This window comes from Citrobacter sp. CK194 (assembly GCF_030333395.1).
GTDB lineage: Bacteria > Pseudomonadota > Gammaproteobacteria > Enterobacterales > Enterobacteriaceae > Citrobacter_B > Citrobacter_B koseri.
Window position 1 is genome coordinate 363,315 of record NZ_JAOWGA010000012.1, and the last position, 17,856, is coordinate 381,170.

At 55.5% G+C, this 17,856-nt stretch carries 17 protein-coding genes; 5 read left to right on the forward strand and 12 right to left on the reverse strand.

Going from position 1 to position 17,856, the window contains the following annotated elements; translation table 11 throughout:
- Position 1: 1 nt before the first annotated feature.
- The 3 genes from OGX80_RS02400 to nrdG all read left to right on the forward strand — a co-directional run bounded on the left by OGX80_RS02400 (position 2) and on the right by nrdG (position 3,811).
- Positions 2-586, forward strand: a complete 585-nt coding sequence (locus OGX80_RS02400) for a fructose PTS transporter subunit IIA (RefSeq protein ID WP_115182059.1) — start codon at positions 2-4, stop codon at positions 584-586.
- A gap of 404 nt (positions 587-990) precedes the next feature.
- Positions 991-3,129 (forward strand): anaerobic ribonucleoside-triphosphate reductase, encoded by a 2,139-nt coding sequence (nrdD, locus tag OGX80_RS02405; protein ID WP_047459384.1) that lies wholly within the window; start codon positions 991-993, stop codon positions 3,127-3,129.
- 217 nt (positions 3,130-3,346) lie between these two features.
- On the forward strand, positions 3,347-3,811 hold the full coding sequence (gene nrdG / locus OGX80_RS02410) for an anaerobic ribonucleoside-triphosphate reductase-activating protein (protein WP_115182060.1): 465 nt from the start codon (positions 3,347-3,349) through the stop codon (positions 3,809-3,811).
- Positions 3,812-3,908: 97 nt separating this feature from the next.
- Here the strand turns inward: nrdG and OGX80_RS02415 are convergent, their stop codons facing one another.
- The 10 genes from OGX80_RS02415 to pmbA all read right to left on the reverse strand — a co-directional run bounded on the left by OGX80_RS02415 (position 3,909) and on the right by pmbA (position 13,072).
- Entirely contained in the window at positions 3,909-5,819 is a 1,911-nt protein-coding gene (locus OGX80_RS02415; RefSeq protein WP_049009908.1) for a BglG family transcription antiterminator, read from the reverse strand.
- Positions 5,820-5,841: 22 nt separating this feature from the next.
- A complete protein-coding gene (gene dagF / locus OGX80_RS02420; RefSeq protein WP_047459393.1) occupies positions 5,842-6,582 on the reverse strand; it encodes a 2-dehydro-3-deoxy-phosphogluconate aldolase in 741 nt (246 codons plus the stop codon).
- Positions 6,579-7,697: a DgaE family pyridoxal phosphate-dependent ammonia lyase gene (locus tag OGX80_RS02425; protein WP_115182360.1), complete on the reverse strand. Its 1,119-nt coding sequence runs from the start codon at positions 7,695-7,697 to the stop codon at positions 6,579-6,581. The genes dagF and OGX80_RS02425 overlap by 4 nt, the downstream gene beginning before the upstream one ends.
- The gene (locus OGX80_RS02430; protein ID WP_112001304.1) at positions 7,681-8,814 is read right to left on the reverse strand and encodes an amidohydrolase/deacetylase family metallohydrolase; all 1,134 of its coding nucleotides are present in this window, start codon (positions 8,812-8,814) and stop codon (positions 7,681-7,683) included. Before OGX80_RS02430 ends, OGX80_RS02425 begins: the two co-directional genes overlap by 17 nt.
- Positions 8,815-8,872: 58 nt before the next feature.
- The gene (locus tag OGX80_RS02435; protein ID WP_012134365.1) at positions 8,873-9,517 is read right to left on the reverse strand and encodes a DUF4310 family protein; all 645 of its coding nucleotides are present in this window, start codon (positions 9,515-9,517) and stop codon (positions 8,873-8,875) included.
- A 14-nt stretch (positions 9,518-9,531) separates the two neighbouring features.
- A complete protein-coding gene (locus OGX80_RS02440; protein ID WP_012134366.1) occupies positions 9,532-10,308 on the reverse strand; it encodes a DUF4311 domain-containing protein in 777 nt (258 codons plus the stop codon).
- Positions 10,309-10,330: 22 nt separating this feature from the next.
- Positions 10,331-10,630, reverse strand: coding sequence for a DUF4312 family protein (locus OGX80_RS02445; RefSeq protein WP_012134367.1), 300 nt, complete (start codon positions 10,628-10,630; stop codon positions 10,331-10,333).
- A 2-nt stretch (positions 10,631-10,632) separates the two neighbouring features.
- Entirely contained in the window at positions 10,633-10,995 is a 363-nt protein-coding gene (locus OGX80_RS02450; RefSeq protein ID WP_012134368.1) for an SFCGS family glycine-rich protein, read from the reverse strand.
- 10 nt (positions 10,996-11,005) lie between these two features.
- Positions 11,006-11,326, reverse strand: a complete 321-nt coding sequence (locus tag OGX80_RS02455; RefSeq protein WP_012134369.1) for a glycine dehydrogenase — start codon at positions 11,324-11,326, stop codon at positions 11,006-11,008.
- A 393-nt stretch (positions 11,327-11,719) separates the two neighbouring features.
- On the reverse strand, positions 11,720-13,072 hold the full coding sequence (pmbA, locus tag OGX80_RS02460; protein ID WP_071257364.1) for a metalloprotease PmbA: 1,353 nt from the start codon (positions 13,070-13,072) through the stop codon (positions 11,720-11,722).
- A 95-nt stretch (positions 13,073-13,167) separates the two neighbouring features.
- Between pmbA and yjgA the strand changes: the two genes are divergently transcribed.
- Positions 13,168-13,719 carry a ribosome biogenesis factor YjgA gene (yjgA, locus tag OGX80_RS02465; RefSeq protein ID WP_012134373.1) on the forward strand — a complete coding sequence of 184 codons (552 nt, stop codon included), beginning with the start codon at positions 13,168-13,170 and terminating at the stop codon, positions 13,717-13,719.
- A gap of 326 nt (positions 13,720-14,045) precedes the next feature.
- On the opposite strand, the gene mpl is transcribed toward yjgA, so the two are convergent.
- Positions 14,046-15,419, reverse strand: coding sequence for a UDP-N-acetylmuramate:L-alanyl-gamma-D-glutamyl-meso-diaminopimelate ligase (gene mpl / locus OGX80_RS02470; protein ID WP_024130777.1), 1,374 nt, complete (start codon positions 15,417-15,419; stop codon positions 14,046-14,048).
- A gap of 175 nt (positions 15,420-15,594) precedes the next feature.
- Here mpl and fbp point away from each other — a divergent pair, with 175 nt between their 5' ends.
- On the forward strand, positions 15,595-16,593 hold the full coding sequence (gene fbp / locus OGX80_RS02475; RefSeq protein ID WP_024130778.1) for a class 1 fructose-bisphosphatase: 999 nt from the start codon (positions 15,595-15,597) through the stop codon (positions 16,591-16,593).
- A 102-nt stretch (positions 16,594-16,695) separates the two neighbouring features.
- Here fbp and OGX80_RS02480 read toward each other — a convergent pair whose 3' ends face one another.
- Positions 16,696-17,808 carry a methyl-accepting chemotaxis protein gene (locus OGX80_RS02480; protein ID WP_080750335.1) on the reverse strand — a complete coding sequence of 371 codons (1,113 nt, stop codon included), beginning with the start codon at positions 17,806-17,808 and terminating at the stop codon, positions 16,696-16,698.
- Positions 17,809-17,856: the final 48 nt, after the last annotated feature.

Sequence of the window (17,856 nt, forward strand, 5' to 3'; positions counted from 1 at the left end):
CATGGAGTTGTCCGCGCTTACGCATTCTGAACTGATTTTTATCGATCCGCCGCACCGCACTCCTGAAGCGGTGATCGGGGAGATGTCCGCCGCTCTGTTCAGGCAGGGCCTGATCAACGACAAGGCGATGTTTATTGATAGCGTCCTGCGCCGTGAAAGCGAAGGGCCCACGGCGTTGGGAGAGTCGCTGGCTGTCCCACATGGGAAATGCGGCTCGGTTGTCCAGGCCGCATTTAGCGTCGCCCTGTTTCGCCAGCCCGTCATGTGGCCGGGTCTTGAGGGTGACGAGGAGGTTCAGTTGGTATTTCTGCTGGCGATTCCCCCAGAAGAAGCAGGTAGTACGCATATGCAATTATTAACCCGACTAACCTCATCTCTGGTGGACGATAAAGTGCGTGAATCACTCATCAACGCTTCCTCTGCCGAAGAGGTGCTTGCGCTGCTCTCACCAGATGTGCCTTCGGTTTCGCTAGAACCCACTATTGCGGTAAAAAACACCCGGCTTGTCCCCCTGGTTTTGGGGATCGTCGCTGTTGCTGCATTTATCAATGCGGGTATTCACTGGATGAACGCAACAGCGCAATAACCCCTCCAGCGTCAAACCGGCCGTTTCTTTTCGCGCCGGTTTGACGAACGCCTGGCTTAACGCCCGAATTTTGTTGAATTTTTACGCAATTTTTAAGTCCAAAAATTTACATTAAGCGCAAGCGCCCGCCATTCGTACTCTTAAATTTTTACTTTGTTCTGAATCAATAAAATCGTAAACATCTTTGATGCAAATCACTACATATAGAACTTAAAATGCAACCCGACCCAATATGTTGTATTAATCGACTACAATTGCTACAAACACAACACGACGCCATAACGGTGATGTTGTGGATAACGTGGGTCGGGATTGCGGGAAGTCGTTGGATAGAGAGATGAATAAACCCACGCAGACTTCCTCAGCCTCTGTGGATAACCTGTTCTTATAAATATGGAGTGATCATGACACCGCATGTGATGAAACGAGATGGCTGTAAAGTGCCGTTTAAATCAGAGCGCATCAAGGAAGCCATTCTGCGTGCAGCTAAAGCAGCGGGAGTCGATGACGCAGATTACTGCGCCACCGTCGCAGAAGTCGTTAGTAACCAGATGAATGAGCGCAGCCAGGTTGATATCAACGAGATCCAGACAGCCGTTGAGAACCAGCTGATGTCCGGGCCGTACAAACAACTCGCTCGCGCTTACATTGAATACCGCCATGACCGTGATATTCAACGTGAAAAACGTGGCCGTCTGAACCAGGAAATTCGTGGTCTGGTTGAGCAAACCAACTCCGCGCTGCTGAACGAAAACGCCAACAAAGACAGTAAAGTGATCCCGACCCAGCGCGATCTGCTGGCCGGTATCGTGGCGAAACACTACGCCCGTCAGCATCTGCTGCCGCGTGATGTGGTGCAGGCGCACGAGCGCGGCGACATTCACTATCACGATCTCGACTATTCTCCGTTCTTCCCGATGTTCAACTGTATGCTGATCGATCTGAAAGGCATGCTGACGCAGGGCTTTAAGATGGGGAATGCGGAAATCGAGCCGCCGAAATCCATCTCCACCGCCACGGCCGTAACCGCGCAAATCATCGCACAGGTCGCCAGCCATATTTATGGCGGCACCACCATCAACCGTATTGATGAAGTGCTGGCGCCGTTTGTTACCGCCAGCTTCAATAAACACCGTAAGACCGCCGAAGAGTGGCAGATCCCGGACGCTGACGGCTACGCGCACGCCCGTACCGAGAAAGAGTGCTACGACGCTTTCCAGTCTCTGGAATACGAAGTGAATACGCTGCACACCGCCAACGGGCAGACGCCGTTCGTCACCTTTGGTTTTGGCCTCGGCACCAGCTGGGAATCGCGCCTGATTCAGCAATCCATCCTGCGTAACCGTATCGCAGGTCTGGGTAAGAACCGTAAAACCGCTGTGTTCCCGAAACTGGTGTTTGCGATTCGCGACGGTCTGAACCACAAGTTTGGCGATCCGAACTACGACATCAAACAGCTGGCGCTGGAGTGCGCAAGCAAACGCATGTATCCAGACATCCTGAACTACGATCAGGTGGTGAAAGTGACCGGCTCGTTCAAAACGCCTATGGGCTGTCGCAGCTTCCTCGGCGTCTGGGAAAATGAGAACGGCGAACAGGTTCACGATGGCCGCAACAACCTGGGCGTCATCAGCCTCAACCTGCCGCGTATCGCGCTGGAAGCCGGTGGCAATGAAGCAACGTTCTGGAAGCTACTGGACGATCGCCTGGTGCTGGCGCGTAAAGCGCTGATGACCCGTATCGCCCGTCTGGAAGGCGTGAAAGCCCGCGTTGCGCCAATCCTTTATATGGAAGGCGCCTGTGGTGTCCGCCTGAAAGCTGACGATGACGTTTCCGAGATTTTTAAAAACGGCCGCGCGTCAATTTCGCTGGGCTATATCGGTATTCACGAAACCATCAACGCGCTGTTTGGCGACAAACATCTGTACGACAGCGAAGCGCTGCGCGCTAAAGGTATCGCCATTGTCGAGCGCCTGCGTCAGGCGGTGGATCAGTGGAAAGACGAAACCGGCTATGGCTTCAGCCTGTACAGCACACCGAGCGAGAACCTGTGCGACCGCTTCTGCCGTCTGGATACCGCTGAGTTTGGCGTCGTACCGGGCGTGACCGATAAAGGCTACTACACCAACAGCTTCCACCTCGACGTGGAGAAAAAGGTGAACCCGTACGATAAAATCGATTTCGAAGCGCCGTATCCGCCGCTGGCGAGCGGTGGCTTCATTTGCTACGGCGAATACCCGAACATTCAGCACAACCTGAAAGCGCTGGAAGACGTCTGGGATTACAGCTATCAGCACGTGCCGTATTACGGAACCAACACGCCAATCGATGAGTGTTACGAGTGCGGCTTTACCGGCGAGTTCGAGTGCACCAGCAAAGGGTTTACCTGCCCGAAATGCGGTAACCACGACGCCGCGCGTGTTTCAGTCACCCGCCGCGTATGCGGTTATTTAGGCAGCCCGGATGCGCGTCCGTTTAACGCCGGTAAGCAGGAAGAAGTGAAGCGCCGCGTTAAGCATTTAGGCAATGGGCAGATCGGTTAATCCTCCGTTTGCAATACGTAAATGCCGGATGGCGGTGTAAACACCTTATCCGGCCTACAACCGCTGGCTATAGTTCCAATTTCATGAGTTTCCTCTAAGCAGTTGGTGTTGTAGCAAGGCGGCAAACGAACGAATCCCAGGGAGCTTACATAAGTAAGTGACCTGGGTAAGTGAGAGCGGCCAACGCCGCTACAGCGCCAAATGCAACGAGGAAACAATGAACTTTCACCAGTACTACCCCGTCGACATCGTCAACGGCCCCGGCACGCGCTGTACTCTGTTTGTTTCCGGGTGCGTGCATGAATGCCCCGGGTGTTACAACAAAAGCACCTGGCGGCTCAATTCGGGTAAACCGTTTACGAAAGAGATGGAAGACCAGATCATTAACGATCTGAACGACGCGCGGATTAAACGCCAGGGGATCTCACTGTCTGGCGGCGATCCGCTGCATCCCCAAAACGTACCGGACATTCTGAAACTGGTGCGACGCATTCGCGAAGAGTGCCCCGGCAAAGACATCTGGGTATGGACGGGTTATAAGCTGGATGAACTCACCGCCGCGCAAATGCAGGTTGTGGATCTGATTAACGTGCTGGTCGACGGTAAATTCGTACAGGATCTTAAAGACCCGATGCTGATCTGGCGCGGCAGCAGTAACCAGGTCGTTCATCATTTACGTTGATCGCACTCTTTAACGCCGTTTCTCTGCTTCAGGATAAACAAATGTAATGCGTTATAGCATTACATTTGCATTAACATTCATTTCTGGAAAACGCCTCTCAAAAACGGCTCACGCACTCCATCGCTACCGCTTTGAACTCGGCAAAATTCTGGCTGGCGCAGAGCCGCGTCATGGCGCGCTCACGCAGGAAAGTGACAAAAATATCGTAGATCGCCATTGCTTCTTCATACTCGCTTTTACTGATGGCGAGTAAAAAGATGACGTGCGCCGTCTCATCTCCCCAGACGATGCCTTGCGGCGCGAGCACGGTATAGACCACCGTTTTCTTCGCCAGCAATCCCAGGGCGTGCGGCAGGGCGATGCTGTCGCCTAACATCGTGCTGACAATGGCCTCACGCTCAACCACCGAGTCGAGAAACTCCGCATCCACAAACCCCTCGCTTTGCAGCTGATCGCACAATGTCTTAAACAGCGTCTGCTGATCCATTGCACCGTCGATAATGCGAAAGTGAGCGGCGTCGAAGTATTTGTTCAGCATCCACGGGCGGGTTCTGTCCACCAGCACCAGCTTGCCGATCTGCTCCAGCTGGTAGTCGGTAGGGAATGGCGCAATCATGACCACCGGCTTATCTTTTTCGCTGACGCGCGCGGTAGAGATGACAAAATCTTCGGCAATGCTGTCCCGCTGCTCATAGTCACGCAGAGTCAGGGTTCTCACGATCTCAATCTGCGGATATTTCCGCGCCAGCACCGCTTCGATCATGCGTACCATCGCATTTCCCGCGTCACATACCAGCAGGATTTTAGGCTGCCGTTGGTAACCGATGTTGTAACTACGCTCCAGCCCAACGCCGATATGCAATACCAGAAAACCAATCTCGTTTTCGCTGATGGTGTATGGCGTGTATTTTCCCCAACCCGACACGGCCGCCAGCGTCATATCCCACGCCATAGGGTAGTGCTGCTTAATGTTTTCCAGTAGCGGATTGGGGATCATGATCTGATAGCGCACCCGCGTGATCATCGTTTTGATGTGGGTGAGCAGGTCGGCGTGTAACTGTTTGTCATTCAACAGGTTATAGTTGTACTGCGTGTTGATAAAACGGAGGATATAGTTAACCAGCGCTTCATCGTCATCGGCATTGATGGCGCTGGGAGCAATCTCCTGCACCTGCCGTGCGGCAATGTGTACCTTCAGCCAGTTCTCTTCAGACGCCGACAGCGGTTTATCCGCCAGGTGTTGCAGCACCGCCGCAATATCCCGCGCCGCGAAGCAGACGTTGTCCTCCACCTCTTCCGTGGTAAATTCTGACAGCGGATACCCTTCGCTGATGCGCCGTACCGCGACGGCGCAATACAGGCGTAAAAACAGCTCGCCTTCATCTGTCAGACGGATACGAAAACGGGTAAATATTTCCTGCAAAATCGGCTGCAATTGCTCCGGTACGCCCGCGTTAAGCGCTTCTTCCACAATCAACGGGTTCGCCGGGTCCTGCTGCGCCAGCGTCCACAGGAGATCGGTCAGACACGCGCGGATCGCCATTTCGCTGCCGAACAATTTCATGCCGTGGCGCGGGCGGGTTTCCAGCGTCAGATGATAGCGGCGCAGCCACTCGCGAACTTCCGCCATATCATTTTGCAGCGTCGCGCGGCTGACGAACCACTCATCCGCCAGATCTTCCAGTTTGAGCGAGAAAGCGGACGTCAGGAAACGAACCACCAGATAGTGCACCCGTTCCTGGCTGGTTCGCGGGATGCGCAGCGTACTCGGCTGCTGCTCCCGCAGGGTTTGATAGCGGGCCGGATCGTCAATTCGGAGCTGATAACCGTTGCCCCGGCTCAGAACAAACTGCGCGCCATACTGCGTCAGCAACGCATTCAACGCAGTAATGTCCGCCCGCACGGTGCGCGTGGAAACCGACAACCGCTGCGCCAGCTCATCCTGCGGCAGCGTCTCGTTTTGCAACATATCAAACAGCTGTGCCAAACGTTGGTTGGGGAATCGCACGTCACTTACCTCACTCTTGCTATTAACCTACGCACGTCCGGGTAATGGCCAACAGCTGGCGCACATCGTCTGGACGGGTGTTGCCACTCACCTTATCAATAATCGAACTATAAATGTGAGGAATGATTTTGCTGACGCCGGCATCAAGCGCAATCTGCAAAATCTCGCCAAAGTTTTCCAGATCGATACCGCCAGTCGGCTCCAGCCAGAAGTCGTGACGGGCGCAGGCTTCCGCTACCGCTTTGTACTCATCACGGCATTTCAGGCCGCCCATCGGGAAGTATTTAATCGAGCTGCCGCCCATGTCTTTCAGCAGGGCAATCGCCGTCTCAACGGGAACAATGCCGTCCGGCGTTTTGCTGCTCAGCGGGCCGGTAGAAATTTTCACCCTGCCCGGCGTCCCCGTCGGGGAGACCAGACCGTTAACGACCGTTTCACTCTGCCCCAGCAGCGCGCGGCTGGTCGCCACGCCGGTAAAGACCTGATTAACGTGCTGCGGCTGCACCTGACGAGAGATTTCGCTCACCATCGCCGACTGGTTCGGATCGCCAGCCCCCAGGCCAACAGAGAGGGCATTGTCGATAAGCGCCGCATATTCGCGCATATCCGCCACCGCGCTATCGACATCCGGGTAATTTTTGGAGAGCACGCCGACCAGCACATGGCCTTCCGCCGCCGCATAAATCTCACGGGCGTTCTCTTTGGAACCCGCCAGAACGTTCAGACAAACGCGGTCACGGTAAAAGTTAGGGGTCAGTTTCATGCTTTTTTCTCCTGATTAATCACGTCGCGAATACGGCGTGCCACAATCTCCAGTTGCGCCTGATTTACGCTGCGGACATCCGCCTCAATAATGCCTTCGTTAGCTTTGTAGCCACGGAAATAGATGGCGTACTCACCCTGTTTGAGGGCTTCCACCAGATCGCCGGTGGCAATGCCGGTCACGGCCTCATCGAATTTAATTTCCGTTCGCGCGATATCGCGTCCGGCGCTGTCCCACACCACGCGGGCGCTCACGCCATTAAGCGCATTCAGCACATCAATAAACGGCGTCATTTTTTCGACCATCTCCGCGCCGCTCTCTTTCTGCGCGTTCAGGTAGAGTTCGATGGCGCAGGTCAGCCCGAGGATGCCCTCTTTGCCGACTTTCATGGCGCGGCCAATGCCCGCCGTCTGGCGTTTCACCCACTCGACGTACTGAGTTTTACCGATCACCAGACCGCTGGTCGGCCCTTCAATCGCTTTCGCGCCGCTGTAGATCACCAGATCCGCGCCGACGCGGTAGTAACACTGCAAATCCTCTTCTGCCGCCGCATCCACAATCAACGGTAAATTGTGCGTGCGCGCGACTACCGCCGCCTGCTCTACGCTGAGCATGCTTTTCTGCACGCAGTGGTGAGACTTGATATAGAGGATCGCCGCCGTGCGCGGAGTGATCGCCGCCGCAAGCTGTGCTGCGGAACATTCGTTGGCATAACCGGCTTCGACCAGCTTACCGCCGCCCAGCGCCACCATCGTGCCAACCGGCGCGCCAAAGTTAACGTTGTGCCCTTTCGGCAATACAATTTCGTTATTCTCGATCGGAGTAACATGCAGGTTTTCCAGCAGCCAGTCGCTGTCCTGAACCAGTACCGCCGCTACCGACTGGGCAATCCCCGCCGAGGCGCAGGAGACGACCGTCGCCCCTTCCACATCCAGCAGTTTTGCAATGTACTCCCCGGTTTTATTGACCAGATCTTTCATCTCAAAGTACTGGTTCATGCCATCCATTGCCGCCTGCACCACTTCCGGGCGCGGGGTGGAAACACCGAGCGCGGTCATGCGCCCTGATGTATTAATCACTTGTTTCAGATTGTATTTTTCATAAATCGAAGTCACGTTCAGCACTCCCTTGTTCGGTTACATAGCCCTTACCCGCACGGATGGCGGCAAGCGGCACCAGCAATTTTTCAGCCTGTAAGCTGTCGTTTTCAGCGTCCACCAGCACGGTTGGCTGGCGCCTGAGCGTAAAGAGGGTCAAGTCGGCGTCCAGACCTGGCTCAAGGCGGCCTTTGCTTTTCAGGTTCAGGCCATCAGCAGCATTTGCCGTCACACAGTCGATGACCTGCGGCAGCGTCATGCCGATGGCGAGGAATTTCGACATCACGTTGGCAAGCGAATAAACCGGGCCATTGATGCGGTTACGACAGTAGATATCCGAGCTGATGGTGTGCGGCAAAATGCCTAAGCTAATCGCGCGCTGCGCGACCGCAAAGCTCAGGCTGGCAGTGCCGTGACCAACGTCCAGGCGCACGCCGCGCTGTAGCGCCCGGGTGATTGACGCGCGCAGCTCACCGTCCGGCGTCAGAATGCGATTAGGTTTGCCGTTATAGCAGTGAGTGATGATATCGCCCGCCGTCAGACGCTCAGCGATCTCATCCAGATCCGGCGGGTTGTTGCCGATGTGTACCATCAACGGCAGATCGCCGTTCTCTTTCTGCATCGCTTTGGCGCATTCCAGCGGCGTAATGCCGTTTTCACCCACCACGCTACTGCTCATTCGCGCCTTCAGGCCCACAATGAAATTCGGATGGCGTTTCACCGCCTGTTTCACGGCGTCCGCATCGACATTGGCCATATTCGCCAGTTCGTTTTGTGCGATCAGCCCTACGCGGGAGATATTCAGCAACGCATAAACTTCAGTGGCTGCTTCACGGGTCAGCGTGTAGAAATCATCAATGTCGTCTGCGCCGGTACTGCCCGCATCAACAACGGTGGTGACGCCTGTCGCAATACCGACGCTGTCCGGCTCATCGTGATAAATCGGGGATTTCGGATAGCAGTGGACGTGGGAATCAATCCACCCTGCGCTAACGTAATACTCGCCGCGCAGATCGACGGTTTTCGCCGCCGGTTGCTGGATATTGCCCAGCGCGGCAATTTTGCCGTCCTTCAGGGCGATATCACTCACCGTATCGTCAACCAGACGCGCACGGCGCAGGAGTAAATCATACATCGCTCTCTCCTTTGCCGGATGGCGGCGTAACCGCCTTATCCGGCCTACAAATCAACAGTTAGCTAATGGCAATCGGGAAGATCGAACCTAAAATCATGGCGCCGAGGATCGCGCCGCCGGTGATCGGCTTCTGCCAGAGATAGAACAGCAACGCCCCCAGCAAAGAACCCACGCCGATTGGAATCGAGGCGGTCATCGCGCTGAGGATGATCAGCGGCCCCAGGAAGCGGCCTGACGCATTACCCGCCCCCATCATCACGTCCGCCCCGTAGGTGGAGTCGCTCTGATTGATGGTGAACTTACGCGCCAGAATGATGACGTAGCCAATTGCCAGACCAATCACCAGACCGGTGATTAACGAGGCGACAAAGTTAGCGACCGGGAAAACGATCCCTGCGCCCAGCAGCAGCGCCGGAACCCCAAGACCGACGCCGGTCTGGATCGCCCCGCCGATGTCCAGAATCCCCACCAGCGACCCTTCGATAATGCGGGCAAACAGGAAGCTTGCGCCAAACGCGGCCACCGCACCGTAAACGCCGGTGTCCATCCCCGCTTTCAGCATTGCCACAAAGGCCACTTCGTTAAACGCGCCGATACCGTACAGGTAGTACATATGCGTCCCGGCAAAAACGCCGGATGAGAGCAAGCCTACAAAGATCGGGAACGACCAGTCGGCATACCAAAAACCTTTATTCTGTTCCATTATGATGGCCTCCGTTATTTGCCGCTGAGCGAGCCGTGGATCAGTTCGAGCCAGTTCGGCACGGTCATATTGAAGGATTCGATCATCTTCATGTCGAAGCCGCGGAAGAAGCCGCTCAGGACAAACAGCGCCACAATGGCGACCATCATCACTTTGGTGACGTGGTTCCAGCCGCTCTCTTCAACGCCTTTGCCGATCAGAATACCCAGCACCAGACCCGGAACGGCGTTACCCATGATCAGCTGCGCCGCGCCGCCAAACACGGTGGCCCAGAAGCCTGATTTTTTCCCGGCGTCGATCGCCGCCAGCCAGAAGATAACCGGCATCACGGTATTCACCAGCAGGTTAGCCGCAGGCACCAATACCTTAACGGCGGTGACCTGCAACGCTTCCGGTACGGAAGAGGCGGTAAGGTTGAGGAAGGTCACGACGATCATGCCGATGATGCCGCAGGCAATCGCCATTTTCTTCGGATCGTGCAGCGTCTCGCCGACATTGCGGTTTTTGATCATCAGCGCTGCCGCGCCCCAGTTCGGGATGATGCGGTGATCGACATCCTGCGTGAATGAACCCGCCGCAACGGATGAGGCCCAGGCGTTGAAGAAGAAGCCCAGACCGAAGGAGAAGTGAGAAGCCGGGTCCCCTTCACAGGAGTTCAGTTCCCCCAATGTACGAAACGCGCCCATACCCTGTGTAGTCGGCGCATGAAACATGCGTGCAGCCCCGGCGCCCACACCGACGCCGACCAGGCCACCAATGATGAGCGATTTTATTAATATTATCAGGAACATATTTATGCCTTTTAATAAAGAATCAGCGTTGCGCGACGAAGTCCACCTTGTCGAGATTGATGGCAGTCACGTTGACGGTCACTTCCAGCTCCACGCTGTAGGTGCGTCTTTCCCGGCGCAAAAAGACAAATAAAAACGCTTCTTTGCGCACCGTTTCACGCGCTTGAACAACCTGCACATCCTGTGGCTCAATACGCAATAAAATATGCGGCGATGCTTTCATCACCGCGCCCTGAACGTGGTTCAGGGCATCGGCAAAGGCGCGCGCTTTGGCTTCGCCTTTACCGGTGACTCTCACCGTAGTGGTGAATTGTTCTTTCATACTTAAGCGCCGTATTTCTTCTGCCACGCCTGAACCAGACGCTCGCCAAGTTCTTCTTTATCCATAAAGCCGAACCCCAGCACGTTGCAGCCTTCGTTGATAGCCGTGACGCCTTCATCCACAGAGCGCATCCCGTATTTGGCTTTGTAGCCATACTTGTTTTGCGCCGTGATGGCACCCGCGCCGCCGCTACCGCAAAAAGAGATGCCAAAGGTAGCGTTTTCCGCTTTCATCACGTCGCCCAGCTTCATATCCGCCGCCACGCCCGGCACCACCACCGCACGACCACCGGCTTTTTCCACACCTGCCGCCACTTTCTGGCCCTTACCCAGACGATCGCCAATTACGACTGTAATCTGTTCCATTTTTTGCTCCTTAAAGGTTGTCTTTCGCGACTTCGAAATGTACTGACAGCAGCCAGGCTTCTTCCTCTGGAAGGTTGCCAAACGCCGCCACGATGTCGCGGGCAAGTGCCATTGATTCGGCTGAAATTTCATCAAATAAACTGGCATCCACTTCCGGCAAAGGCTCGCCGGTCACTGACCGGTGCGCCATGGCGCGAACATGAGACGTCAGCATTTGTTCCTGTACGGCGTTGGGAATGATGTGATGTTCGCTGAGTAAGGCATACACCTGCGCCAGCATGCGATCGGCCAGTTCACCGATCTCCGTCACCTGCTCCCCCATGTCGTTCATTACTGCTCCGTTATTCACTCGTCTTACCCCGTTAATGGCTCTGGGTTAAAACTAACGGCAGGGGTTAAAAGTTTGTAGCGAGTTGTTTTCCACTTCGAAGTGGAAAGGCGAGTGGCGACAGTGATCTGTTCCACAGAAAAGGGGGATTTGGCGATTTATCGCTGAAAAACTGTGACATACGTCGCAAGGAAAGGCGGAAAAACCGATGAGAAAAAGCACATTCGCGCGATCGCCGAATGTGAAAAAGTGTGACGGGAATAGGGATTACTTATGGCCCAAGGGAAATGCCGGATGACGACGCGATGCGTCTTATCCGGCCTACATCGCTAATTCAAGTTACAGGGCAAGAACGACAAAGACGCGCTCGTCCTGCAACCTGAAAACAAACGAGTGTTACTGCCCGGCGATTTTCATCTCCGGTAACAGCACGGAACCACACTGTATATTGCTACGCGTTTCAATATCGTTACCGACGGTCACGATATCGCGCCACATCTCTTTTAAATTCCCGGCGATGGTGATCTCGCTGACCGGATACTGGATCTCGCCGTTCTCAACCCAGAAACCGGCCGCGCCACGGGAGTAGTCGCCAGTAATGCCGCTCACTCCCTGGCCCATGAGTTCGGTGACGACCAGACCGGTGCCCATCTCTTTGAGCAGTTGTTCAAAGCTCAGCCCCTGCCCGGCAATGCGCCAGTTATGGATCCCGCCCGCGTGCCCGGTGCTTTTCAGCCCCAGTTTGCGCGCGGAATAGTTGGTCAGCAGCCACTGGGTCAGCACGCCGTCTTTCACAATGTCGCGACGCTCTGTGCGCACACCTTCGCTGTCGAACGGCGAAGAGGCCAGCCCTTTCAGCAGATGCGGGTGTTCTTCGATGGTCAGCCATTCCGGCAGAATTTGTTTGCCCAGCGAGTCGAGCAGGAAGGTCGATTTACGGTATACCGAGCCGCCCGCAATCGCGCCGACCAGATGGCCAAACAACCCGGTCGCCACTTCATTCGCGAAAATCACCGGCGCTTTCATGGTCGAGAGTTTGCGCGGCGCCAGGCGAGATAACGTACGGCGCGCGCACTCGGCGCCCACCCATTCCGGCGTTTGCAGATCGCCTAACGCGCGGCCAATGGTGTAGGCGTAATCACGCTCCATGTCGCCCTTTTCTTCGGCGATGACACAGCTTGAGAGCGAATGGCGCGTGGAGCAATACCCCTGCAACATGCCGTGGCTGTTGCCGAACACTTTGATGCCGTAATGGCTGTTAAAGCTGCCGCCTTCGGTGTTGGTAATACGTTTATCCGCCTGCAACGACGCCTGCTCCGCGCGAGCAGCCAGATCAATGGCCTCATCCGGGGTTACTTCCGCCGGGTGGAACAGATCGAGATCCGGCGCCTCAAAGGCCAGCAGATCTTTATCTGCCACGCCCGCGCACGGGTCCGGCGAGGTATAGCGAGCAATATCCAGCGCTGCCTGTACGGTACGGGCAATCGCCTGCGGGCTTAAATCGGTGGATGACGCGCTGCCTTTACGGTTCTGGTGATAAACGGTGATCCCCAGCGCGCCGTCACTATTAAATTCTACGTTCTCCACTTCACCATAACGGGTGCTGACGCTGATGCCGGTGGTCTTGCTGACAGAGACTTCCGCGCCGTCTGATTTGCCTGAGGCGAGCTCCAGGGCTGTCGAGACCGCTTCTTCCAGAATCTTACGCTGCGCTTCAACTTGTGAGATTACTTTCATCGCAAATGCCATACTGTAGAGAGAGTTTCTCTGAAGTCTAACAGAGAACCGTTTTTCAGTGCGCATCTTAACTGGTAACATTAGCCTCTTTTTTTAAGGAGCCTGACATGACAAAGCAGCCCGAAGACTGGCTCGACGACGTTCCCGGTGATGACATCGAAGACGAAGACGATGAAATTATCTGGGTCAGCAAAAGTGAAATTAAACGCGATGCCGAGGAGTTAAAACGCCTGGGCGCGGAAATTGTGGATCTGGGGAAAAACGCGCTGGATAAGATCCCGCTTGATGCGGATCTGCGCGCCGCCATTGAGCTGGCCCAGCGTATTAAGATGGAAGGCCGCCGCCGTCAGTTGCAGCTGATCGGTAAGATGCTGCGTCAACGCGACGTTGAACCTATTCGTCAGGCGCTGGATAAGCTGAAAAACCGCCACAACCAGCAGGTGGTGCTGTTCCATAAGCTTGAGCAACTGCGCGATCGCCTGATCGTTGAAGGTGATGATGCGGTGGAGGAAGTGCTGAGCCTGTGGCCGAATGCTGACCGTCAGCAGCTTCGCTCGCTGATCCGCAACGCGAAGAAAGAGAAAGAAGGCAATAAGCCGCCGAAGTCGGCGCGGCAGATCTTCCAGTATCTGCGTGAGCTGGCGGAAAACGAAGAGTAATGCGTACGTGAGTTAAGTGTGCCGGATGGCGACGCAAAACGTCTTATCCGGCCTACAGCCTGGTGTATTTGGTATTTGCCGGATGGCGACGCAACGCGTCTTATCCGGCCTACACAGCCTGGTGTATTTGGTATTGCCGGATGGCGACGCAACGCGTCTTATCCGGCCTACACAGCCTGGTGTATTTGGTATTGCCGGATGGCGACGCAACGCGTCTTATCCGGCCTACAGCCTGGTGCATTTGGTATTGCCGGATGGCGACGCAATGTGTCCTATCCGGCCTACAGTTTGTAGGCCCGGTAAGCGCAGCGCCACCGGGCATATGATTACTCCGCAGCCTCTGCCTTTTTCGCCAGGCCATCCAACAGTTTTTGATGGATGCCGCCGAACCCGCCGTTGCTCATCACCAGAATATGATCGCCAGGCTGCGCGGTTTTCACCACCATATCGGCCAGCGCGTCCACATCCCCGCTCCAGTGCGCAGGCTGAACACAGGCATCCGCGACTTCCGCCACCTGCCACGGAATATGCTGCGGTTGCAACAAGAACACTTCATCCGCACGCCCTAACGACGGAGCCAGATCGTCTTTGCAAAGACCCATCTTCATGGTGTTGGAGCGCGGTTCCAGCACCGCAAGAATACGCGCCGTACCGCCCACTTTACTGCGCAACGCCGCAAGCGTCGCCAGAATCGCCGTCGGGTGGTGAGCGAAATCGTCATACACCGTCACACCGTTGGCTTCACCGCGCAGCTCCAGACGACGACGGGCGTTGATGAACGATCCCAACGCGTTAGCCGCATCCGCAGGCATCACGCCAACATGACGAGCGGCGGCAATCGCCATCAGCCCGTTATTCATATTATGTTCACCGACCAGCGACCACTTCACTTCACCGGCTTTTTCACCGTCCAGCCACACTTCCCAAACGGATGCATCCGCGTTCAGTTTCTTCGCCTGCCAGTGCCCCTGCTCGCCCACCAGTTCCTGCTCGCTCCAGCAGCCCATCGCGATCGTCTGCTTCAGGTTGATGTCGTGTTCCGGGAAAATAATGCGCCCTTGCCCCGGCACGATGCGCACCAGGTGGTGGAATTGCTTCTGAATCGCTTTCAGATCGTCAAAGATGTCCGCATGGTCGAACTCAAGGTTGTTGAGGATCAGCGTGCGCGGGCAGTAATGCACAAACTTGGAACGCTTATCGAAGAACGCGCAGTCGTATTCATCCGCCTCAATGACGAAGAAGTGACTTTCACCCAGACGGGCAGAAACGTCGAAATTACCCGGAACGCCGCCAATCACGAAGCCCGGCTGATAACCGCAGGCTTCCAGAATCCAGGTCGCCATGCCTGCCGTGGTGGTTTTACCGTGCGTACCGGCTACGGCCAGCACCCAGCGATCGCGCAGAACAAAGTCATGCAGCCACTGCGGGCCGGACATATACGGAATGTTCTTTTCCAGCACCGCTTCAACACACGGATTTCCACGGGTCATGGCGTTGCCGATGATCACCAGGTCTGGCTGTGGGTCGAGCTGGCTGGCGTCGTAACCCTGAATTAAATCAATGCCCTGCTTCTCAAGCAGGGTACTCATCGGCGGATACACATTGGCGTCCGAACCCGTTACTTCATGACCGAGCGAGCGCGCCAGCATCGCCAGACCGCCCATGAAAGTGCCACAAATTCCCAAAATATGAATGCGCATACGTCACTACCCTTTTTTAATCTGGGGGCCATTTTACGCACATGTCAGGCAAGTGAGAAACGCATTTCAGGATATTCCGTACTTTGCTGGCGCGATTCACCTGAGCGCGGCCGCTGAAATATTTGTTAAGATTGTTACGGTCGCTTTACTCCATATCAATTGCAGGGAAAGTGTTATGAAAACGTTAGGTGAATTTATTGTCGAAAAGCAGCACGAGTTCTCTCATGCTACCGGTGAGCTCACTGCTTTGTTGTCGGCAATAAAGCTGGGCGCCAAGATCATCCACCGCGATATCAACAAGGCCGGTCTGGTCGATATCCTGGGTGCCAGCGGTGCTGAGAACGTGCAGGGCGAGGTTCAGCAGAAACTCGACCTGTTCGCGAACGAAAAACTGAAAGCTGCACTGAAGGCGCGCGATATTGTGGCGGGCATCGCTTCTGAAGAAGAAGATGAAATTGTCGTCTTTGAAGGCTGCGAACACGCGAAATACGTGGTGCTGATGGACCCACTGGATGGCTCGTCCAACATCGATGTTAACGTCTCTGTCGGTACTATTTTCTCTATCTACCGCCGCGTAACGCCTGTCGGCACGCCGGTGACGGAAGAAGATTTCCTGCAACCGGGCAACAAGCAGGTAGCTGCGGGTTATGTGGTCTACGGCTCTTCAACCATGCTGGTTTACACCACCGGCTGCGGCGTACACGCCTTCACCTACGATCCGTCGCTGGGCGTTTTCTGCCTGTGCCAGGAGCGTATGCGCTTCCCGGAGAAGGGCAACACCTACTCCATTAACGAAGGCAACTACATCAAATTCCCGAATGGCGTGAAGAAGTACATTAAGTTCTGCCAGGAAGAGGACAAGTCCACGAATCGCCCGTACACCTCGCGCTATATTGGCTCCCTGGTGGCGGATTTCCACCGCAACCTGCTGAAAGGCGGGATCTACCTCTACCCGAGCACCGCCAGCCACCCGGAAGGGAAACTGCGTCTGCTGTACGAATGCAACCCGATGGCCTTCCTGGCTGAGCAGGCGGGCGGCAAAGCGAGCGACGGTAAAGAGCGCATTCTGGATATTACGCCGGAAAGCCTGCACCAGCGCCGTCCGTTCTTCGTCGGCACCGATCATATGGTGGAAGACGTAGAGCGTTTCATCCGCGAGTTCCCGGACGCATAATTATCATTAATCGCACGGATGTAGGCCGGATAAAACGCGCAGCGTTGCCATCCGGCAATTTATTGCCTGGTGGCGGCTTCGCCTTATCCGGCCTACGTTCGGTTACGCTGCCTGTAGCTTAAATACGGCCATCGCCTCCAGCAGCGCATGGGACTGCTCTTCCAGCGAACGGGTGGCTGCGGAAGATTGCTGTACCAGCGCCGCGTTCTGCTGTGCGGTTTCATCCATCTGACTGACCGCGATATTCACCTGCTCAATGCCCCGGCTCTGTTCCTGAGAAGCACTGGCAATCTCACGCATCAGTTTGGTCATGCGCATCACTTCTGTCGCAATCTCATCCATCGTTTCACCGGCCTGCATCGCCAGATCGCTGCCCTCTCCGACATGCGTTTGCGAGTCGCTGATGAGCGCGCGGATCTCTTTCGCGGCATCGGCGCTGCGGCTGGCAAGATTACGCACCTCACCGGCAACCACCGCAAAACCGCGCCCCTGTTCACCGGCGCGCGCCGCTTCAACGGAGGCATTCAGCGCCAGAATATTGGTCTGGAAAGCGATGCCGTCAATTACGCCGAGAATATCGGCGATACGGTCAGAGCTGCCGGAAATATCACGCATTTTCTCAATGACATAGCACACCATCTCACTGCCGCGATCGGCGGTGTCCGAGACTGATTTCGCCAGTTGGTGCGCCTGATCGGCATTTTCAGCGTTCAGTTTCACCGTCGCAGTCAGCTCTTCCATGCTGGCGGCTGTCTGTTCCAGCGAGGTGGCCGTAGACTCCGTGCGTTGCGCCAGATGCAGGTTGCCCGCCGTCAGTTCACGGCTGCCGGTATCAATTTGCGTGCTGGCGTCACGAACGCGTACCACGGATTCACTCAGCGCCGCACGCATCTCTTCAAGGGCGGTATTCAGACGGTTAAATTCAGAGCTGGCAAAACGGCTTACCGTCGGCGATAAATCCCCTGTCGCCAGACGCTCCAGTTGCTCAACAACATTATCAAGAGGTTTCAGGAGCTTATTACGCAACATCAGCCATACCAGCGCCAGCAGGCCGATGGCGGCCAGCGTCGCCCCCGTCATCACCCCATAATAGACCCAGGAAGTGATAATACGGGTGGAGGCGTAGAGCCCCATACCGCCCGTCAGCAACAGGAGCAGGGTAAGTAAAGACAGTAAAACCAGTAAACTTGTACGAATAGAGAGGGATTTTGGCATCGTTATCTTTCCGGTTGTAGGGATATAGAATCTATCGACTACAACCGG

Coding starts and splice junctions, on each gene's coding strand:
- dagF (WP_047459393.1), bottom strand. CDS start 6,582: ATGAAACTGACCCCTAACTTTTACCGTGACCGCGTTTGTCTGAACGTT.
- nrdD (WP_047459384.1), top strand. CDS start 991: ATGACACCGCATGTGATGAAACGAGATGGCTGTAAAGTGCCGTTTAAA.
- OGX80_RS02450 (WP_012134368.1), bottom strand. CDS start 10,995: ATGGAACAGATTACAGTCGTAATTGGCGATCGTCTGGGTAAGGGCCAG.
- mpl (WP_024130777.1), bottom strand. CDS start 15,419: ATGCGCATTCATATTTTGGGAATTTGTGGCACTTTCATGGGCGGTCTG.
- fbp (WP_024130778.1), top strand. CDS start 15,595: ATGAAAACGTTAGGTGAATTTATTGTCGAAAAGCAGCACGAGTTCTCT.
- pmbA (WP_071257364.1), bottom strand. CDS start 13,072: ATGGCATTTGCGATGAAAGTAATCTCACAAGTTGAAGCGCAGCGTAAG.
- OGX80_RS02430 (WP_112001304.1), bottom strand. CDS start 8,814: ATGTATGATTTACTCCTGCGCCGTGCGCGTCTGGTTGACGATACGGTG.
- OGX80_RS02455 (WP_012134369.1), bottom strand. CDS start 11,326: ATGAACGACATGGGGGAGCAGGTGACGGAGATCGGTGAACTGGCCGAT.
- yjgA (WP_012134373.1), top strand. CDS start 13,168: ATGACAAAGCAGCCCGAAGACTGGCTCGACGACGTTCCCGGTGATGAC.
- OGX80_RS02440 (WP_012134366.1), bottom strand. CDS start 10,308: ATGTTCCTGATAATATTAATAAAATCGCTCATCATTGGTGGCCTGGTC.
- nrdG (WP_115182060.1), top strand. CDS start 3,347: ATGAACTTTCACCAGTACTACCCCGTCGACATCGTCAACGGCCCCGGC.
- OGX80_RS02480 (WP_080750335.1), bottom strand. CDS start 17,808: ATGCCAAAATCCCTCTCTATTCGTACAAGTTTACTGGTTTTACTGTCT.
- OGX80_RS02445 (WP_012134367.1), bottom strand. CDS start 10,630: ATGAAAGAACAATTCACCACTACGGTGAGAGTCACCGGTAAAGGCGAA.
- OGX80_RS02400 (WP_115182059.1), top strand. CDS start 2: ATGGAGTTGTCCGCGCTTACGCATTCTGAACTGATTTTTATCGATCCG.
- OGX80_RS02435 (WP_012134365.1), bottom strand. CDS start 9,517: ATGGAACAGAATAAAGGTTTTTGGTATGCCGACTGGTCGTTCCCGATC.